The following is an 18,118-nucleotide window of genomic DNA, read 5'->3' on the forward strand; positions in this document are numbered from 1 at the left end:
GAGCTGCGGGCCCGCTCCGGCGCGGGCACCGTCGTCGTCACCCTGGACCGTGACGGCGCGCTGCTGCTGCCCGACGAGCTCCCGGCGCACCGCACGTGGGCGCGTCCGGTCCCCGAGAGCCGGGCCTGCGGCGCCGGTGACTCGTTCACCGCGGCCCTCTCCCTCGCCCTCGCCGCGGGCACCCCTGCGCCGACCGCCGTCGAGCTGGCCCAGGCCGCCGCCGACGTCGTCGTCGACCGGGCCGGGACCGCGGTGTGCTCCACCGCCGACCTCACCGCCCGCGTCGGGGCCTCCGGCGGCACGCTCGCGACCGCCGCGGAGCTCGACCGGCTCGTCGCCGCGGACCGCGCCGCCGGGAAGCGGATCGTGTTCACCAACGGCTGCTTCGACGTCGTGCACCGCGGCCACGTCGCCTACCTCAACCAGGCCAAACGGCTCGGCGACGTGCTCGTCGTGGCCCTCAACGCCGACGAGGGCGTCCGGCGGCTCAAGGGTCCCGACCGGCCCGTCAACTCCCTGGCCGACCGCGCGGCGGTGATCGGGGCGCTCTCGTGCGTCGACCACGTCGTCGGGTTCGCCGACGACACCCCGGTCGAGCTGCTGGAGGCGCTGCGTCCCGACGTCTACGCCAAGGGCGGCGACTACACCCCTGAGATGCTGCCGGAGACCCCGACCGTTGCCGGGTACGGCGGGCGGGTGGTCATCCTCGACTACCTGGCCGACCGCTCCACCACCGCTACGCTGGAGCGGATCCGGGGCGGCCGGGTGCAGGCATGACCCACGACGTCGACGTCCTGATCCCCACCCGCAACCGGTCGGTCGAGCTGGCCACCACGCTGGCGGGGCTCGCCGCCCAGGTCGGTGGGCCGTCGTTCCGGGTGGTCGTCTCCGACCAGTCGGGTCCCGACGACGGGTCCGGTCCGGCCTCGTTCGACACCCCCTCGGCCGCCGCGATGGTCCGCGTCCTGCGCCAGCGCGGCGTGCCGGTCGAGCTGCTCCGGCACCTGCCGCGGCGGGGGATCGCCGAGCAGCGGGCGTTCCTGCTGTCCTGTGCGCAGGCCGACGCGGTGCTCTTCCTCGACGACGACGTCTGGCTGGAGCCGGGCGTGCTCGCGCGGCTGCACACCGCGCTGCGGACGCTGCGCTGCGGGCTGGTCGCGGCCGCGATGCAGGGCCTCTCGCACGTCGACGACCACCGGCCGGCCGAGCGCGCGCACTACGCGGAGTGGAGCGACGGGGTGCGCCCCGAGCGCATCGAGAAGGGGTCCGCGGCCTGGGAGCGCTGGCGGCTCGGCAACGCCGCCAACGGCGTCCACCTCGCCGAGTCGCTCGGGCTCGACGCGCGGGGCGGCCCGTTCCCGGCGGCGTCGACGTGGCGGGCCTACCGGATCGCGTGGGCGGCGGGCTGCGTGCTCTTCGACCGGGAGGCGCTGGTGGAGGCCGGTGGATTCGACTTCTGGCGCGAGGTCCCCGAGAACGCCCACGGGGAGGACGTGCTGGTCCAGCAGCGGGTCATGGCCCGTCGTGGCGGCGCCGGCATCCTGCCCAGCGGGGCCTACCACCAGGAGTCGGAGACGACGCTGCCCGACCGGGGTGCCTCGGCGGTGGATCTCCGGTCGTTGTGAGCCGGGCCGCCCCGTGGGAGAGCGGCGCCGTCCTGGCGTCAGATGCCAGGAACGTGCCGTTGCTGCCGTGGGGGGCGGGCCCGGGCTCACCGCGCCCGCAACGTCCGCACCGTCGCCTGCACCCGCGGATCGCGCAGCATCTCCTCGGTCGAGCTCGGCAGCGGGATCCGCCAGTTCGGGTAGGCGTCGGTGGTACCGGGCAGGTTCGGCTGGCGGGGCTCGTCGAGCACGTCGGTGAACGCGGCCAGCACGATCCGCGACGATGCTCGCGCCAACAGCGCGTGCATGGCGGCGACGATCCGGTCCTCGTCGGTGTCCCCCTCGGCGAGCAGGCCCTGGGCCACCAGCAGCGCCAGCAGCTCCGCCCGGTCGCGGGCGGCCTGCTCGCGGGCCCCGTCGGGGTCGGTGAGCAGCCCCGCCTCCTCGCGCGCCCGCACGTGCTCGTCACGCAGGAACCCGACGGCCGTGGGCAGGTCGTGCGTCGAGATCGTGCCGAGACTGGTGTCCGGCCACTGCTGCGGCGGGAGGAGGTCGCCGTCGTCGTCGCGCTGGAACCACAGCACCGCGCACCCGAGCATCCCGCGCGCCTCGAGGCCCTCGGTGACCTCGGGCTCGACGGTGCCGAGGTCCTCCCCGACGACGATCGCCCCGGCCCGGGTGGCCTCGATCGCCAGCACCGCGAGCATCGCCTCGGCGTCGTAGGACACGTAGGTGCCCTCGGTGGCGGGGCGGCCCGGCGGGATCCACCACAGCCGCCACAGCCCGGCGACGTGGTCGATCCGCACCCCGTCGGCGTGGCGCAGCACCGCGGAGAGCATGTCGCGCAGCGGGCCGTACCCGGCCTCGGCGAGGCGGTCCGGCCGCCACGGCGGCAGCGACCAGTCCTGGCCGCGCTGGTTGAAGTCGTCCGGCGGCGCCCCGACGTGCACCCCGGGCGCCAGGAAGGACTGCAGGGCCCACGCGTCCGCGCCGTCCGGGGCGCACCCCACCGCGAGGTCCGCGATCAGCCCCACGGGCATGCCGAAGGTGGCGGCGTGGGCCTCGGCGAGCTGCACGTCGAGCAGGTACTGGCACCAGGCGTGGAAGACGATCCGGTCGGCGAGCTCGGCGCGCGCGTCGGGGATGCCGTCGCCGTCGGGGGAGCGCAGCCCCTCGGGCCAGCTCCGCCACTCCGGACCGTGCCGCTCGGCGAGCGCGAACCAGGTCGCCACGTCGCGCAGCCCGGGGTCCATCACGGCGAGCGCGGCCTGGTGCTCGGTGGCCAGCGCCTCGTCGGTGGTGGCGTGCCCGGCCTCGGCGTCGTCGGCGGGCGGTGCGAGGAACGCGCCCGGCACCAGGGGCGCCTCCTGGTCGGGCATGCTCGGCAGCGCCCCGACCGATCCGGCGAACGGGCGCAGCAGCGCGAGGGCGGAACGCTTGGCGCTCCAGACCTCGTCGTAGTCGATGAGCCCGTCGTCCTTCCGCTCACCCAGGACGTCGTCGGTGCCGTGACCCGGCGCGAGCCGGTCCACGGCGTGGCGGACGTGGGCGGGCGCCGCACGGTAGGCGGGCGTGGCCTGCACGCGCAGCGAGACCGGGTGCAGGAAGCGGCGCGACGACGGCGAGTACGGCGAGGCCTCCACAGTGGGGTCGAGGCGCAGCGCGTGCAGTGGGTTGCACAGCACGGCGCCCGCGCCCTGGCCGGACACGGCGGTGAGCAGGTCGCGCAGGTCCACCAGGTCGCCGCAGCCCCACGACTCGTCGGAGTGCAGCGAGTACACCTGGACCATCCAGCCCCACGTGCGGGGGACCTCGGGGGCCCGCGCCGGCGCGACGAGCACCGTGGCCTCGGCCCCGCCGCAGTGCAGCCGGTGGTATCCGACCGGCAGGTCGGCGGTGGTCGTCGCGTCGAGCGCGGACACCGACCGGACGTCGCCGTCCTCGAGGGTCAGCTCGCCGGGGCCGGGGAGCTCCAGGTCGGTGGGCGCGACGATCGTCGGCGGCAGGTCATGGCGGGAGCGGGCCGCCAGCGCGGCGGCCACGGCCTCGGGGGAGGAGGCGTCGACGTCGAGAGCGGCCAGGACGTCGACGACGACGGCGGCGTCGACGTCGACCGTCCGCTCCGCCGCATCGCGGTAGCTGGTCGCGACCCCGTAGGCCGCCGCGAGCTTGGCGAGGTCGTCCTGGACGGGGGGCACCGGCGCTCCTCGGGGGTCGTGCGATGCGGGCGGATCAGGATCCCAGGTGCCCGTTCGCCTCCTCCGCCGACCCGCCGGTCCCGCCCCGTTCCGCCCTCGTCCGGCGGAGCGAACGGCACCCTCGCTGCTTCTCCGCGAACGAGAGTGCCGGTCGCTCAGGACGGGGCGGGGCGCTCAGCCGCGGCGCGGGTGCGGGACGCGGGCGAGCGGGCGGCGCGCGGCGACGAGCCGGTCGGCGACGTCGGACGCCGAGGTCCGCGGCCGGCGCACGGTCGCGAGGGCCTCGATCTGGGAGCGGGTCAGGCCGATCTCGTCGGCGAGCGCGGTGCTCACGGCGGAGGCGGTCCAGCCGCGCTCGAGGAGCAGGTGCACGAGGGCGAGCGCGGAGCCCCGGTCGCGGCGGGCGCGCGAGACGAGGCCGGCGAGGTCGTCGGGGAGGTCGGGAGCGGCGTCGTCGCCGAAGGCGGCGCGCACGGGCGTGGTGGGGACGGCGGTGTCGAGCCGGGAGGAGGTGGGATCGAGGAGCACGGTCACCTTCCGTTTCGGATTACACGAATACAACTGCACTACGACAGGGTGCACACGCTGTGTGACAGCGAAACGCCGAGCCCGTCACACGGGTGTCAACAACCCGCGTTCGCGGACCACCGGCATCGACAACGTGCGATACCCGGCCCCATCGAACAGGACGATGACGGTGTCGTCCTCCACCGTCTGGACTATTCCGCGGCCCCACTCGTCGTGGGCCACCGTCTCGCCCGGTGCCGGCTCTCCGTGGGACGTGCCGGAGCGCTCCCCGGGATCGCCGACGTCGCCGGAGTCACAGTGGTCGCAGTTCCCGCACGGCTCGACCCGGGCCTCGCCCAGCACCTCGAGCAGCGTGCGCCGGCGGCAGCCGCGGCCCTCGGCGTAGCGGCGGACCAGCTCGACCTTGCTCTGCTGCCGCTCCCGGCTGGGGCGCGCGAGGTCCTGCGGGCGGTGCAGCAGCACCGCGCGCGCCGGGCCCCCGTCGCGGCCCGCCCGGCCGATCTCCCCGGTGGCCGGGCCGATCGCGTCGGCGAGGTCGGCGGGCACCGGGCCGCAGGGGCACTCCACGGGAGCGCCCGACGCGTCGGGACGGAGCTCGTGCGTCACGGCGCCGGGATGGGCACGGCCGACCCGGTCGAAACGGCGCCTTCGCAGGCCGACGCCACGGTTGTGCGCGACCCGCGTCGGGGTACGCCCCGCCGGTGACGCTGCAGAAGGTGGACCCCCACGGGCCCGGGATCGGGCGCCGTCGTCGCGGGCGGGGGTTCAGCTACCACGACCTCACCACGGGCCAGGCCGTGCAGGATCCGGAGGTCCTCGACCGCATCGAGGCGCTCGTCGTCCCGCCGGCCTGGCGGGACGTGTGGATCTGCCCGCAGGCCGACGGCCACATCCAGGCCGTGGGCACCGACGCCGCGGGTCGACGGCAGTACCGCTACCACGCCGAGTGGGTCACCCAGCGCGACGCGGAGAAGTTCGCCCGGGTCGCCCGGCTCGGCGCGCTCATGCCCGAGGCGCGCCGCCGGCTCACCGAGCAGCTGTCCGCCGACGGCCTCGGCCGGGACCGGGTCATGGCGGGCGCCGTGTGGCTGCTCGACCTCGGTGCGTTCCGCGTCGGCGGCGAGGAGTACGCCGAGGGCGACCGCCACAGCGAGGCCTCCTTCGGCCTCGCCACGCTGCGCCGCGACCACGCGACCGCCCGCCGCGACGGCGCCGTCGAGTTCCGCTACACCGCGAAGGCCGGCGTCCCGCGCACCATGACCATCCACGACGAGCAGACCCACCGGCTGGTCAACTCACTCAAACGCCGGCGAGGCGGGGGCGACGACCTGCTGGCCTGGCGGCGGGGCAGCCGCGGCGGCACCACGTGGCACGACGTCACCGCGGACGACGTCAACGACGCCGTCCGCGAACTGCTCGGCGAGGAGTTCACCGCCAAGGACCTGCGCACCTGGAACGCCGGGGTGGTGGCCGCCGTCGCGCTCGCCACCCAGGTCGGCGACGACGGCGCCCCACCGAGTGCGCAGCGCCAGCTCAAGGCCGCCGTCACGCACACCATGAAGACCGTGGCGGGCCAGCTCGGCAATACCCCCGCGGTGTCCAAGCGCTCCTACGTCGACCCGGTGCTCGTCGAGCACTTCGAGGCCGGTCGCACGGTTCGCGACGCCATCCTCGGCGCCGATCCCTCCGACCTCACGATGCGCGACCGGATCGAGGAGGCCGTGCTGGAGCTGGTCACCAAGCGGAGCTGACCGTCAGGCCGGCTGGGTCGGCATCTCCGCCCACACCGTCTTGCCGTCGGGGTGGTGCAGGACGCCCCACGAGCGCGAGACGGCGGCCACCATCGCGAGGCCACGGCCGCGCGGCGACGACGTCGGCGGTGCCTGCCACGCCGTCGCGGCCGGTACGTCGTGCCCCGTCGTGCCCGCGTCGTAGTCGCGCACGGCCAGCCGGAACGCGTCACCGTGCCGCTCGACCTCCACCACCGACGGACTGGTGGCGTGCTCCACGGCGTTGGTGAGCAGCTCGGTGATGACGATCTCCGCGGCCTCCCGCACGTGGCCGTCGAGACCCCAGCGGCGGCACACGTCGCGCACCCGGGCGCGGGCCCGGCCCGGGGCGTGCGGGTCGACGTCGAACCGCCAGCCGTCGCGCAGCACCGGGGGCCGGTCCGAGAGGTGTGAGACCGCGTCGACGACGGCGTCGTAGACCGGCACCTCCTGGTCGACGCGCGAGGCGGTCAGCAGCGACGCCAGGGACGGGTCCGGCGCGACGAGCGCGAGACAGACCCCGGGCCAGCCGCCTGCGCGGGTCAGGGCCTCGGCGAACACGTGGACCGTGGAGCTGTGGTGGGGGATCAGCGCGGACACGTCGAGCACCACCGCGTGGTACTCGGAGAGCAGTGCAGCGAGCCCGGCGACGAACTCGGCCCGGCCGGCGCGGTCGAGGTCGCCCTCGACCGACACGACGACCGCGCCGCCCGCGGGCGACGCGGGCCGGACATCCCACGCGAGCTTCTGCACGATTCACCTCGCGGCCGTGGTACCCCGGGTCAGGGGGGCCCAAGCCCGGCCGGGCCCGGGAACGGCGACGGTGCCCGGGCGCGCCCGGGCGGGGCAGGACATCATGGGGCGGTGAGCGAGGAACCGGAGAGCGTCGCGGACGAGGGTCGCGAGCAGTCGGCGCTGGCCGCGGCGGCCGCGAGCGGGGCCGGCGACGGCGCGGGCACGGCGGAGCTCGTCGAGTCTCCGGGCGCGGTGATGCGCGTCGCGGGCATGGTGGGCAAGCTCGTCGAGGAGGTCCGCCAGGCGCCGCTCGACGAGGCCGGGCGCGCTCGTCTCGCGGACATCCACGCCCGCTCGATCACCGAGCTGGGCGAAGGACTCGCCCCGGAGCTGCGCGACGAGCTGGACCGCATCTCGCTGCCGCTGGGGACCGACGAGGTGCCGTCCCAGGCGGAGCTGCGGATCGCGCAGGCCCAGCTGCTCGGGTGGTTGGAGGGGCTCTTCCACGGCATCCAGAGCGCGGTACTCGCCCAGCAGATGTCGGCACGCGGCCAGTTGGCGCAGATGCGGCGGGGTCGCGACGGTGCCCTCGGCGACGGCGCGCTCGAGAGCGGCCAGTTCGGCGGCCAGTACCTCTGAGGAGGCCGCCAAGACGGACGGGCCCCCGGATCGGGGGCCCGGGCGAGGTCAGGCCTCGAGGATCACGTCACCGGTCGAGCGGCGGAGGGCGGAGCGGCGCTCGTCCTCGGTCAGCCCGCCCCAGACGCCGTACGGCTCGCGGGTGGCGAGGGCGTGGCGGCGGCACGGCTCCAGCACCGGGCAGCTCATGCAGACCTTCTTCGCCTGACTGGCGCGCTGCTCGCGACGCGGGCCGCGCTCGCCATCGGGGTGGAAGAAGAAGCTCGAGTCCATACCGCGGCAGGAACCGTGCAGCTGCCAGTCCCACTCGTCGATGATCGGTCCGGGGAGCAGGCGCACATCGGCCACGGGAACCTCCAGTCACCAGGGAGGAGCGCGCAGGGGCGTTCCGGAGGGTCGGAACGGTGTGGCCCGACCCGGGCGTGCCGGGAATAGCCATCCGTCCGAGATCACAAACCCATCTGCCGTCACTCGGTCGGACGCGACCGTTCCCGGCGTCGTCCCTGGGCACGAGCGTCGGCGGCGCCGACGCCCGCCCCGGCCGCGACCACCCGGCGACCGTGCGTCGCGAGTAGGGTCCGCACGGTGGGTATGGTGCGGCCGCACTGGCGCCACCGCAGCCCAGAGAGAGCCAAGAGGAGTGCTGTGCATGTCGGATAGCGCAGGTAACGGGGGGCGCGAGGTCGTGGCGACCGAGGACGACTTCTCGACCGAGGAGCCGATGGGGGTCGAGGTCGAGCGCTCCGGCGACACGTCGGTGATCCGGCTGTCGGGGGAGATCGACATGCTCACCACGCCGGCGCTGCGCGCCAAGGTCACCGAGGAGCTGGGGGCCGGGCTGACCGTGCTCGTCCTCGACATGCTCGCGGTCGAGTTCCTGGGGTCCAGCGGCCTCGCGCTGCTGGTGGAGGCGCTCGACGAGTCCCGCAACCGCGGTGTCACCCTGCGCCTGGTCGCCGACAGCAGGCCGGTCAGTCGGCCGCTGCAGGCCACCGGGCTGACGGACCTGTTCGAGATCCACCCGACGGTGGAGGAGGCGCTGGCCGCCTGAGGCGGCCCGCTCCGGGGAGAAGGACCGTCGTGTCGGGGACCGACACGGGCGTGACGACCGGTGGTGACCGGCGGCGCGTGCGCCGATACGGTGACGCAGCGATCGGTGCGCCACCTGGGCGTCGGTCGTGCTCCCCGGCCCCGATGACAACCGTCGGAGAAGTCCACCGACCCGCCGCGAAACGGAGACCCGCAGTCGTGCAGACGCCCGAACCCGCCCAGCGTGAGCGCGTGCCCGAGGTCCCCGCTCCGGGAGCGGCGACGGAGCTCGACGGCCTGACGGGCACCACCGACCTCGCCGAGGTCCCCAGCCCGGTCGAGGTGCGCGTGCACGCCGACCCGGCACTGATCCCCTCGGTGCGCGCCGTGGCCGCCGACCTCGCGGCCCGCGCCGACTTCGACCTCGACGCCGTCTCCGACCTGCGGATGGCGGTCGACGAGGCGTGCTCGGCGCTCGTGCCGCTGTCCGCCCCCGGGGGCCAGCTGCGCTGCGGGTTCACCGTCGTCGAGGGCCGCATCGCGGTGGTGGCGCGGGTCCCCGTCGAGGCCCCCACCACCCTGCGCCAGGACACCTTCGGATGGCGGGTGCTGGACACCCTCACCGATGCGGCCGAGGTCCTCGGCGGCGACGGCGGGTGGATCGGTATCCGGTTGCTCAAGGACCGGACGACGACGTGAGCGCGCCGGCCGGGGAGCAGCGCGGGGACGACTCCTACGGCCACCTCGTGCCCATGCTCGTGGAGCACGCGTCCCTGCCGCCCGGCGACGCCCGGCGTGAGGTGCTCCGTGACCGCCTGGTCGAGGGGTACCTCCCCCTGGCCCGGCACATCGCCCGCCGCTTCTCCCAGCGCGGCGAGCCGCAGGAGGACCTCGAGCAGGTCGCGACGGTCGGTCTGATCCACGCCGTCGACCGCTTCTCCCCGGAGCGCGGGTCGGACTTCCTGTCCTACGCGGTGCCCACCATCACCGGTGAGGTGCGGCGGTACTTCCGCGACAAGGCGTGGTCGACGCGGGTGCCGCGGCGGCTCAAGGACCTGCGCCTGGCGATCGGCTCGGCGATGCCCGCGCTCTCCCAGGAGCTGGGTCGGGCCCCGACGGCGGGTGAGCTCGCCGAGCGGCTGTCCCGCCCGCGCGAGGAGATCCTCGAGGCGCTCGAGGCCGCCAACGCCTACCGGTCGAGCTCGCTGGACGACATGCTCGTCGACGACCCGTCCTCCGGTCGGCTGGCCGACGTGCTCGGCACCGACGACGACGAGCTCACCCAGGTCGAGCACCGCGAGACCGTGCAGCCCGCGCTGCGCCGGCTCCCCGAGCGGGAGCGCACGATCGTCATGCTGCGCTTCTTCGGCGGGATGACGCAGACCCAGATCGCCGAGCGCGTCGGGGTGTCGCAGATGCACGTCTCCCGGCTGCTCACGCGCACGTTGGCGACGCTGCGCCAGGAGCTGTCCGAGTAGATAGGTGGCCTGCGGCCATGTGCTCACATGCGCGGAGCGCACCTATCGCACCTGGTGGCCCTCGCCGTCGTGCCGGGTGCGGCCGGTCCTCGCGAGGAGCTCGAGCAGCGGCACTGCCACCCGCCGGGTCGTCCTCAGCGCCTGGCGCGCCGCCGACACCGTGAACGGCTGCTCGAGCTCCGCCAGCGCCTCCACCGCGCGGTCCGGGGCGTCCGGGCGCAGGTAGATGCCGTAGGCGACCCGGAGCAGCTCACCGGCCCGCACCGCCGCCCCGAGCTGCCGGGCCCCGAGCCCGAGCTCGGCGAGCCGGTCCGCCTCCGGCGCCGCGAACGGCGACGCCTCGAGGTCCTTCCCGACCTCCGCGAGCGCCGTGCGCACCGTCGCCGGCAGCCCGCCGTCGCCTCGGCGCAGGATCCGGCCGCCCTCCTCAGCGAGGTCGTCCGAGGCCGGAGGACGCGCCAGGACCAGGGCGAGCAGTCGCGGGTCCGGCAGCTCGAGGGCGCGGGCGGCGGCCCGCATCGGCAGCCCCGGATCGAGCGGGTCGGCGTCCGCGTGCGCCGCGACGGCCTCGACGAGCCGGGCCGCGAGCGCGTCGAGGTGCTCCGGGTCGGCCAGCCATCCGGCGGCGGCCGGCGCGTCCGGCGGCGCCGACGCGAGACCCAGCCCCGCCAGGTCGTCCACCCGCAGCAGCTTGCGTCGCCGCAGCTCGGCGGCCGGGTCGGGCGTCCCGGAGGTCTCCGCGAGCTGCGCCGCCCGGCGGCGCGCCGCGCCCCGCCGACGCAGCTCGGGCGGGCGGACGTCGAGTACGGTGATCCCGCCGAGGACGGCGTGGGCGCCGGGGTCGCGCAGGAGGGCGCGGTCGCCGGGACGCAGCGGCACTGGGACGCGCAGGGTCAGGCGCAGTGTCCGGGTGCCGGCTTCCCCGGCTTCCCCGGCCGTGTCCGGCGCGTCCGCGTGCGACAGCGGCCGGACGCGGGCCGCGACCGCCGCGGACCCGACGTGCAGCATCACCTGCGCGGGCAGCGTGTCCTCGGCCCGGTGCGTGCCGGACCCGCGGGGCGGGTGGAGCCGGACGTCGACGACCGACGTGGCGAGCCACCGGCCGGGCGTGAGCAGCGCGTCCCCCCGGGAGAGCGTCTCGAGCGGCACCCCCCGCAGGTTCACCGCCACCCGCGACACCGCGGGCGCGGTCTCCACCGGCGCCCCCAGCGCCTGCAGCCCCCGGACCGCCACCGGCCGCTCGCGGTCCTCGCCGGACAGGACCAGCTCGTCCCCGACCGAGATCCGCCCGGCCCCCAGCGTCCCGGTGACGACGGTGCCCGCCCCCCGGATCGTGAAGGCGCGGTCGACCCAGAGCCGCACGTCACCGTCGAGGTCGGGCTCCGGGAGCCCGCCGACGAGGGCGCCGAGCGCGGTCCGGAGCTCGTCGAGACCCTCACCGGTCGTCCCCGACACGCACACCGCCGGCAGTCGCCCCAGCCCGGACTCCGCCAGGTGCTCCAGGGCCTCGTCCCGGGCGAGTTCGGGGTCGGCGAGGTCGGAGCGCGTCACGACGAGCAGCCCGTGGCGCACCCCGAGCGCGTGCAGCGCGTCGAGGTGCTCCCCGGACTGCGGCATCCAGCCCTCGTCGGCGGCGACGACGAACATCGTCGCCGGGACCGGCCCGACCCCCGCCAGCATCTGCGTCACGAACCGCTCGTGGCCGGGCACGTCGACGAACGCGACCGGCTCGTCCGTGCCCGGCAGGACCGTCCATGCGAACCCGAGGTCGATGGTCATCCCGCGCCGGCGCTCCTCGGCCCAGCGGTCAGGCTCCATCCCGGTCAGCGCCCGGACCAGCGTGGACTTGCCGTGGTCGACGTGGCCCGCCGTCGCGACGACCCTCACGGGTCTGCCAGCGCGGCCCGGATCGCCGCCGCGAGCCGGGCGTCGTCGTCGGGGTCCACCGAGCGCAGGTCGACCACGCAGCGCCCGCGCTCCACCCGCGCGACGACAGGGTCCGCGCCGGCCCGCAGCGCCGCCGCGGCCTCGACCGGCAGCGCGAGCCCCGCACTGGGCAGCTCGACGCCGGGCGCGCCCCCGCCGCCCACGGCCGCGGTGCAGGCGACCGCCTCCACGCCCACCGCGGCGGCGAGCGCGTCCGCCCGCGCCGCCAGCTCCCGCGACGAGGTGTGCAGCATCGCCCGGGCCGGGGGCTCCGGGCCCCGCAGCGTCGCCTCCAGCGCGGCCAGCGTCAGCTTGTCCACCCGCAGCGCCCGCGCGAGCGGGTGGCGGCGCAGCCGGTGCACCAGCTCGGCGGTCCCCAGCAGCAGGCCGGCCTGCGGGCCGCCGAGCAGCTTGTCGCCCGAGGCCGTCACCAGGTCGGCGCCGGCGCGCAACGCCGTCGCCGCGTCCGGCTCGTCGGGCAGCGCCGGGTCCGGCGCGAGCAGACCCGACCCGATGTCGACGACGACGGGCACGCCCAGGCCCACCAGCTCGGCGGTCGGCACCGAGGAGGTGAACCCCGTGACGACGAAGTTCGACGGGTGGACCTTGAGGATCATCCCGGTGTCGGGACCGACCGCGTCGGCGTAGTCGCGGGGGTGCACCCGGTTCGTCGTCCCGACCTCCCGCAGCCGGGCGCCGGTGGAGACGAGCAGGTCCGGCAGCCGGAACCCGTCCCCGATCTCGACCATCTCGCCGCGCGCGATGACGATCTCCCGGCCCGCGGCCAGCGCGGTCGCGGCGAGCACCAGGGCCGCGGCGCCGTTGTTCGTGACGTGCACCCCGCCCGCGTCGGGCACCGCCGCCGCCAGCGCGTCGAGCGCACCGGCACCCCGACGGCCACGTCCTCCGGTGACGAGGTCGAGCTCGACGTCGGTCGTCCCGGCGGCGGCGACGACGGCGTCGCGGGCCGCCCGGGAGAGCGGCGCGCGGCCCAGGTTGGTGTGCAGCAGCACCCCGCTGGCGTTGATCACCGGGCGCAGGCTGGCGGCGGTCGGGCCCAGCAGGGCGAGGTCGGCGAGAACGGCGTCGGTCACCTCGTCGGGCCCCAGCTCCCCGCGGCGCGCACGTCCTTGCGCCGCCACCACGACGTCCTTCACCCGGGCCCGCCCGACGGCGTCCACCGCGCCGGCGAGCCGCGGGTCGGCGAGGACGGCGTCGGTGCGCGGGATGCGGCGTCGCGGGTCCTCGGTGCTCACGCCGGTCATGTGCCCAGGATCCCCCGGACCGCGCCGTGGCGCCGCCCCGGGTTCCGCCGCCTCCTCGAGCGAGCGGCACTTTCGCTCACAGAGAAGCAGCGAACGGACCGTTCGCTCCCGGGGCGGCCGACCTAGGAGCCGGCCGCGGGGGCGTACTTCCGGTCGGGCGGGGTCGTCCCCGGCTGGACGGCCTCCTCGCGGCGCCGGATCCGCTCGCGCTGCGGGACCACGATGTGCGCGGGGTCGTTCGCCGACGCGATCCCGGCGTCGAAGACCCCGAACCGGGTCAGCGCCGAGCCCGCGAGCAGCGCCAGGCCGGACAGCGCCGAGGACCACCGGCGCTTCCGCCCGACGACGGCGCCCACCGCGCCCGCCACCAGGCACGCCTTCGACGCCGTCATCAGCGTCTTCGCGCGGCCCTTCTCGTAGACGTCGCCGAGCAGGCCGAGGTCGCGGGTCATCTTCTCCTCGGTCGCCAGCTCGACGACAGCGCCGAGGACGCCCAGGCGGGCCGCCGGCTCGTTGTCCGCCACCGAGGCGAAGACCAGCCCGAACCCGCCGCCGGCGGCCGCGGCACTGGAGCCGAAGAGCACCGGGAGGTGACGGTGCGCCTCGTGCCAGGTCGGCACCGCGGTGTTCGAGAACAGCACCGCGGTGTACGTGGCCAGGGCCGGCCCGATCACGGCGGCCGCGACCCCGGTGAGGTCGCCGGTCCGCCGGAACCAGCCGGTCACCTCGGTGGCCGCCGTCGCTGCGGCGAACGTCGCGAACGGGGAGAGGATCCACGTCCCGACCGAGAGCGGCGAGGTCGGCTTGAGCACCCGCAGCATGTGCAGGAACCGCGTCGGGCGGTGCAGGTCGTGGACGAGGAACACCGTTCCGCCGACGGCCCCGCCGGCCGCGGCCAAGCGCCCGGCCCGGCGCAGCGTCGGGCGGCCGGTGGCGCCCCCCATCGCGCCGAGGATCGACGACGACCCGGCCAGACCGCCGAGGAACAGGTACAGCGGGACGTCGGGGTTCTTCCACACCGGCGCCTTGATGATCGGGCGGCCGTAGTAGGAGCGGAACTCGGCCTCGGGGACCATCAGCTGCTCGCCCTTGCGGCCCCGGCCCCGCCCGCCGCGTCGCGGCTTGACCTGGTCGCGCTCGACGCCGTGCCGCTCCGGCATCTGTGGATTGAGGTCCTGCCTCATGGTCCGCCTCCGCTCCGCCGCCCGTCCTGCGTCATCGCCGCGCCCTCCAGAACGTCGCGACGGCGGCCGCACCCAGCCCGAGCGCGGTGAGCGCCGCGTTCCGCCACATCTCGGGCAGGTCGCGGGTGGTGACGATCGGGTCCGGCGGCAGCCCGTAGACCTCCGGCTCGTCGAGCAGCAGGAAGAACGCGCCGTCGCCGCCGACGCCGTCGTCCTCGTCGCGCCCGTAGAGCCGGGCCTCGGCCACCCCGCGCCCGTGCAGCTCGGCCAGCCGGGCGTCGGCCGCGGCCTGCAGCTCGTCGAGGTCGCCGAACTGGATGGAGTTCGTCGGGCACGCCTTCGCGCAGGCCGGCTCCATCCCGCTGCCCAGCCGGTCATAGCACAGCGTGCACTTGTGGGCCCCGCCGTCGGCCTCGCGCACGTCGATGACGCCGTAGGGGCACGACGGCACGCAGTAGCCGCACCCGTTGCAGATGTCGTCCTGCACGACGACGGTGCCGAACTCGGTCCGGAACAGCGCACCGGTGGGGCAGTTGTCGAGGCACCCGGCGTGGGTGCAGTGCTTGCAGACGTCGGAGGCCATCAGCCACCGCACGTCGCGCTCGTCGTCGGGGGTCTGCTGGCCGTGGGCGCCCTCGTCGGGCAGCAGCGCGAGCAGGTCGACCGTCCCGCCGCCGGGCGGGGAGCTGCCGGCGTCGCGCGGCGCCCCCGGCACCGGGCCGCCCGACACCGCGGGCAGCCCGGCCGGCAGGTGCCCCGTCGTCGTGCCGCCGTGCGCGGTCGTCGCCGTGCCGTGCGGTCGGACGTCCTCGATGAAGGCGACGTGGCGCCAGGTGGAGGCCCCGAGGTCACCGGTGTTGTCGTAGGACATCCCGGTGAGGCGGTAGAGGTCGCTCGCGTCGGTGCCGTCGTCCGGCACCAGGTTCCACTCCTTGCAGGCCACCTCGCAGGCCTTGCACCCGATGCACACCGAGGTGTCGGTGAAGAACCCGACCCGCTTGGGGTGGTCAGCGGCGAAGCCGGCGTCGGCCGCCGGGTCGGGGAGCGGGCCGTAGAGCGAGTCGACCTTCCCCCCGAAGGCGTCCCAGACTGACGTCATCAGACGTTCCCTCCTGGCTCGACCCCGGCCTTGCGCCGGTACTGCTCCACGAACTCCAGCAGCGCCGGCCCCCGTGGACGCCGGCCCGGCTGGATGTCGCAGGTGGCCACCTTCGACTCCTGAATGTGGACGTTGGGGTCCATGACGACGCCGAGCAGGTCGTTCGCCGGGTCGCCGGTCGACACCCCGTTCGACCCCCAGTGGTAGGGCAGGCCGATCTGGTGCACGGTCTGGTCCCCGATCCGCAGCGGCTTCATGCGCTCCGTCACGAGCACCCGGGCCTCGATCGCCGTCCGCGCCGAGACCAGTGTCGCCCACCCCAGGTGCTCGAGGCCGCGCTCCTGCGCCAGCGCGGGGGAGACCTCGCAGAAGAACTCCGGCTGGAGCTCCGAGAGGTAGGGCAGCGTGCGGCTCATCCCGCCGGCGGTGTGGTGCTCGGTCAGCCGGTAGGTGAGGAAGACGTACGGATACACCTCGCTCTGCGACGGGTTGATGCGGTTCCACGCCCGGTCGATCCGCTCGAGCGCCGGGTTGTCCTGCTGCTCGTGCAGCAGGTTGGCCACCGGCGACTCGACCGGCTCGTAGTGCGTGGGCAGCGGCCCGTCCGCCATCCCGGCCGGCGCGTAGAGCCACGCCTTGCCGTCGGCCTGCATGATGAACGCGTCGGTGCCCGAGAGCGCGTCCTCCGCCGTGGCGTCGTCCGGCGGGACGTAGGACGGCGGCTTCGTGACCTCGAAGTCCGGGATGTCGTGGCCGGTCCACCGGCCAGCGTCCTCGTCCCACCAGAGGTAGGCCTTGCGCTCGCTCCACGGCTTGCCCTCGGCGTCCGCGGAGGCGCGGTTGTAGAGCGTGCGGCGGTTCGCCGGCCACGCCCAGCCCCACTCGGCGGCCACCCAGTCCTGCTCCGAGCCGGGTTTGCGCCGGTCGGCCTGGTTGACGCCGTCGGCGTAGACCCCGGTGTAGATCCAGCAGCCCGCCGTCGTCGACCCGTCGGCCTTGAGCTGCGTGTAGGTCGACAGCGGGTTGCCCTCGGCGTCGTACCCGTTGATCTCCCCGAGCACGTCCTCCGGGTCCGGCTCCTCGTGGATCCCGAACGTCGGGTAGTCCCACGTCAGGTCGAGGATCGGGCGGTCGCGCTCGTCGGTCGAGCCCGCCAGCTTCTCCCGGATCCGCTTGCCCAGGTGGAAGTAGAAGTGCAGCTCCGAGCGGGCGTCCCCTGGCGGGTGCACCGCCTCGCGGCGCCACTGCAGCAGCCGCTGGGTGTTGGTGAACGTGCCGGCCTTCTCGGTGTGGTTGGCGCAGGGCAGGAAGAAGACCTCGGTGCCGATCTTCTCCGTCTCCATCTCGCCGGTCTCGATCTCCGGCCCGTCCTTCCAGAACGTGGCCGTCTCGATCATCTGCATGTCCCGGACGACGAGCCACTCCAGGTTGGCCAGGCCGAGGCGCTGCATCTTCCCGTTGGCGTGCCCGATCGCGGGGTTCTCGCCGACGACGAAGTACCCGAACGTCTTCTTGTCGATCTGGTCGCGCACGATCCCGTACGTCCCGTGATCGCCGGTGAGGCGCGGCATGTAGTCGAACGCGAAGTCGTTCTCGGCGGTCGCGGCGTCGCCCCACCACGCCTTGAGCATGCTGATCAGGTAGGTGTCCATCCGGCCCCAGAACCCGGTCTTCGCCGCGTCTGCATCGAGGAACGACCGCAGGTCGGAGTGCAGGTGGGCGTTGGGCATGGGGATGTAGCCCGGCAGCAGGTCGTAGAGCGTGGGGACGTCGGTCGAGCCCTGGATGGAGGCGTGGCCGCGCAGCGCGAGGATGCCGCCACCGGGGCGCCCCATGTTGCCGAGCAGGGTCTGCAGGACCGCCGCGCCGCGGATGTACTGCGCGCCGACGCTGTGGTGGGTCCAGCCCACCGAGTACACCCACGCCGTGGTCCGCTCGCGGCCCGAGTTCGCCGTGATGGCCCGGGCCACCTCGAGGAACTGCTCGACGCCCATCCCGCACACCCGGGAGACCGCCTCCGGGGTGTAGCGCGAGTAGTGCCGGCGCATCACCTGGTAGACGCAGCGGGGGTCCTGCAGCGTCGGGTCCTTCTCGGGGGCGTTCGTGGCCTGCGCCGCGTCGCCCGAGCCGCCGCCGGTGTGGGAGCCGATCGCCGCGTGGTGCTCGCGCAGCTCGGCTTCCCAGTGGTCGCGCTGCCCGGCCGCCGGGGCGCTGTAGCTCTCGCCCTCGAGCCGCCAGGACACCGGGTCGTAGCGCCCGGTCTCCTCGTTGTAGCCCGAGAACAGGCCCGCCATGTCCTCGGTGTCGACGAAGTCCTCACCGACGATGTCGGCCGCGTTGGTGAAGGTCTCGACGTACTCGCGGAAGTCGAGACCGTTCTCGAGCACGTAGCTGATCAGCCCGCCCAGGAAGGCGATGTCCGCGCCCGCCCGGAACGGCACGTGCATGTCGGCCACCGCCGAGGTCCGGGTGAACCGCGGGTCGACGTGGATGATCTTGGCGCCGCGCGCCTTCGCCTCCATCACCCACTGGAAGCCCACCGGGTGGGCCTCCGCCATGTTCGATCCCTCGATGACGATGCAGTCCGAGTGGATCAGGTCCTGCTGGAAGTTCGAGGCCCCTCCGCGGCCGAAGCTGGTCCCCAGACCGGGGACGGTGGCGCTG

17 protein-coding genes are annotated in these 18,118 nt (G+C 75.0%); 7 read left to right on the top strand and 10 right to left on the bottom strand.

Features of this window, described 5'->3' with window-relative positions; translation table 11 throughout:
• A partial coding sequence (rfaE2, locus tag VGH76_RS10145; RefSeq protein ID WP_331556547.1) for a D-glycero-beta-D-manno-heptose 1-phosphate adenylyltransferase occupies positions 1-777 on the top strand: 777 nt, incomplete at its 5' end.
• Positions 774-1,625, top strand: a complete 852-nt coding sequence (locus VGH76_RS10150) for a glycosyltransferase (protein ID WP_331556548.1) — start codon at positions 774-776, stop codon at positions 1,623-1,625. The genes rfaE2 and VGH76_RS10150, both read left to right, overlap by 4 nt.
• 86 nt (positions 1,626-1,711) lie before the next feature.
• Here VGH76_RS10150 and VGH76_RS10155 read toward each other — a convergent pair whose 3' ends face one another.
• The 3 genes from VGH76_RS10155 to VGH76_RS10165 form a co-directional block, all read right to left on the bottom strand.
• Complete coding sequence (locus tag VGH76_RS10155) at positions 1,712-3,802, bottom strand: 4-alpha-glucanotransferase (RefSeq protein ID WP_331556549.1); 2,091 nt, start codon at positions 3,800-3,802, stop codon at positions 1,712-1,714.
• A gap of 174 nt (positions 3,803-3,976) precedes the next feature.
• Positions 3,977-4,336: a hypothetical protein gene (locus tag VGH76_RS10160; protein ID WP_331556550.1), complete on the bottom strand. Its 360-nt coding sequence runs from the start codon at positions 4,334-4,336 to the stop codon at positions 3,977-3,979.
• A 78-nt stretch (positions 4,337-4,414) separates the two neighbouring features.
• Entirely contained in the window at positions 4,415-4,936 is a 522-nt protein-coding gene (locus VGH76_RS10165; RefSeq protein WP_331556551.1) for a RecQ family zinc-binding domain-containing protein, read from the bottom strand.
• A 95-nt stretch (positions 4,937-5,031) separates the two neighbouring features.
• On the opposite strand from VGH76_RS10165, the gene VGH76_RS10170 reads away from it, so the two are divergent.
• Positions 5,032-6,081 carry a DNA topoisomerase IB gene (locus tag VGH76_RS10170; RefSeq protein WP_331556552.1) on the top strand — a complete coding sequence of 350 codons (1,050 nt, stop codon included), beginning with the start codon at positions 5,032-5,034 and terminating at the stop codon, positions 6,079-6,081.
• 3 nt (positions 6,082-6,084) lie between these two features.
• Here VGH76_RS10170 and VGH76_RS10175 read toward each other — a convergent pair whose 3' ends face one another.
• The gene (locus VGH76_RS10175; RefSeq protein WP_331556553.1) at positions 6,085-6,852 is read right to left on the bottom strand and encodes an ATP-binding protein; all 768 of its coding nucleotides are present in this window, start codon (positions 6,850-6,852) and stop codon (positions 6,085-6,087) included.
• Between the two features lie 111 nt (positions 6,853-6,963).
• On the opposite strand from VGH76_RS10175, the gene VGH76_RS10180 reads away from it, so the two are divergent.
• Entirely contained in the window at positions 6,964-7,473 is a 510-nt protein-coding gene (locus VGH76_RS10180; protein ID WP_414637703.1) for a proteasome activator, read from the top strand.
• A 48-nt stretch (positions 7,474-7,521) separates the two neighbouring features.
• Here VGH76_RS10180 and VGH76_RS10185 read toward each other — a convergent pair whose 3' ends face one another.
• Positions 7,522-7,821 carry a WhiB family transcriptional regulator gene (locus VGH76_RS10185; protein WP_331556555.1) on the bottom strand — a complete coding sequence of 100 codons (300 nt, stop codon included), beginning with the start codon at positions 7,819-7,821 and terminating at the stop codon, positions 7,522-7,524.
• Positions 7,822-8,122: 301 nt separating this feature from the next.
• Between VGH76_RS10185 and VGH76_RS10190 the strand changes: the two genes are divergently transcribed.
• From VGH76_RS10190 to VGH76_RS10200, 3 genes are all read left to right on the top strand, one after another.
• On the top strand, positions 8,123-8,524 hold the full coding sequence (locus VGH76_RS10190) for an anti-sigma factor antagonist (RefSeq protein ID WP_331556556.1): 402 nt from the start codon (positions 8,123-8,125) through the stop codon (positions 8,522-8,524).
• A 197-nt stretch (positions 8,525-8,721) separates the two neighbouring features.
• The gene (locus VGH76_RS10195) at positions 8,722-9,201 is read left to right on the top strand and encodes an ATP-binding protein (protein ID WP_331556557.1); all 480 of its coding nucleotides are present in this window, start codon (positions 8,722-8,724) and stop codon (positions 9,199-9,201) included.
• A 53-nt stretch (positions 9,202-9,254) separates the two neighbouring features.
• Positions 9,255-9,980, top strand: coding sequence for an RNA polymerase sigma factor SigF (locus tag VGH76_RS10200; RefSeq protein WP_331556565.1), 726 nt, complete (start codon positions 9,255-9,257; stop codon positions 9,978-9,980).
• A 42-nt stretch (positions 9,981-10,022) separates the two neighbouring features.
• Here VGH76_RS10200 and selB read toward each other — a convergent pair whose 3' ends face one another.
• From selB to fdh, 5 genes are all read right to left on the bottom strand, one after another.
• Positions 10,023-11,867 carry a selenocysteine-specific translation elongation factor gene (gene selB / locus VGH76_RS10205; RefSeq protein ID WP_331556558.1) on the bottom strand — a complete coding sequence of 615 codons (1,845 nt, stop codon included), beginning with the start codon at positions 11,865-11,867 and terminating at the stop codon, positions 10,023-10,025.
• Positions 11,864-13,171, bottom strand: coding sequence for an L-seryl-tRNA(Sec) selenium transferase (gene selA / locus VGH76_RS10210; protein ID WP_331556559.1), 1,308 nt, complete (start codon positions 13,169-13,171; stop codon positions 11,864-11,866). Before selA ends, selB begins: the two co-directional genes overlap by 4 nt.
• Before the next feature lie 122 nt (positions 13,172-13,293).
• On the bottom strand, positions 13,294-14,355 hold the full coding sequence (gene nrfD / locus VGH76_RS10215) for an NrfD/PsrC family molybdoenzyme membrane anchor subunit (RefSeq protein WP_331556560.1): 1,062 nt from the start codon (positions 14,353-14,355) through the stop codon (positions 13,294-13,296).
• Positions 14,356-14,386: 31 nt separating this feature from the next.
• On the bottom strand, positions 14,387-15,454 hold the full coding sequence (locus tag VGH76_RS10220) for a 4Fe-4S dicluster domain-containing protein (RefSeq protein WP_331556561.1): 1,068 nt from the start codon (positions 15,452-15,454) through the stop codon (positions 14,387-14,389).
• Positions 15,454-18,118: formate dehydrogenase (gene fdh / locus VGH76_RS10225; protein WP_331556562.1), on the bottom strand; the 2,665-nt coding region annotated here is incomplete at its 5' end. The genes VGH76_RS10220 and fdh, both read right to left, overlap by 1 nt.

This window comes from Actinomycetospora sp., from assembly GCF_036497585.1.
In the GTDB taxonomy this organism is placed as follows: Bacteria; Actinomycetota; Actinomycetes; order Mycobacteriales; family Pseudonocardiaceae; genus Actinomycetospora.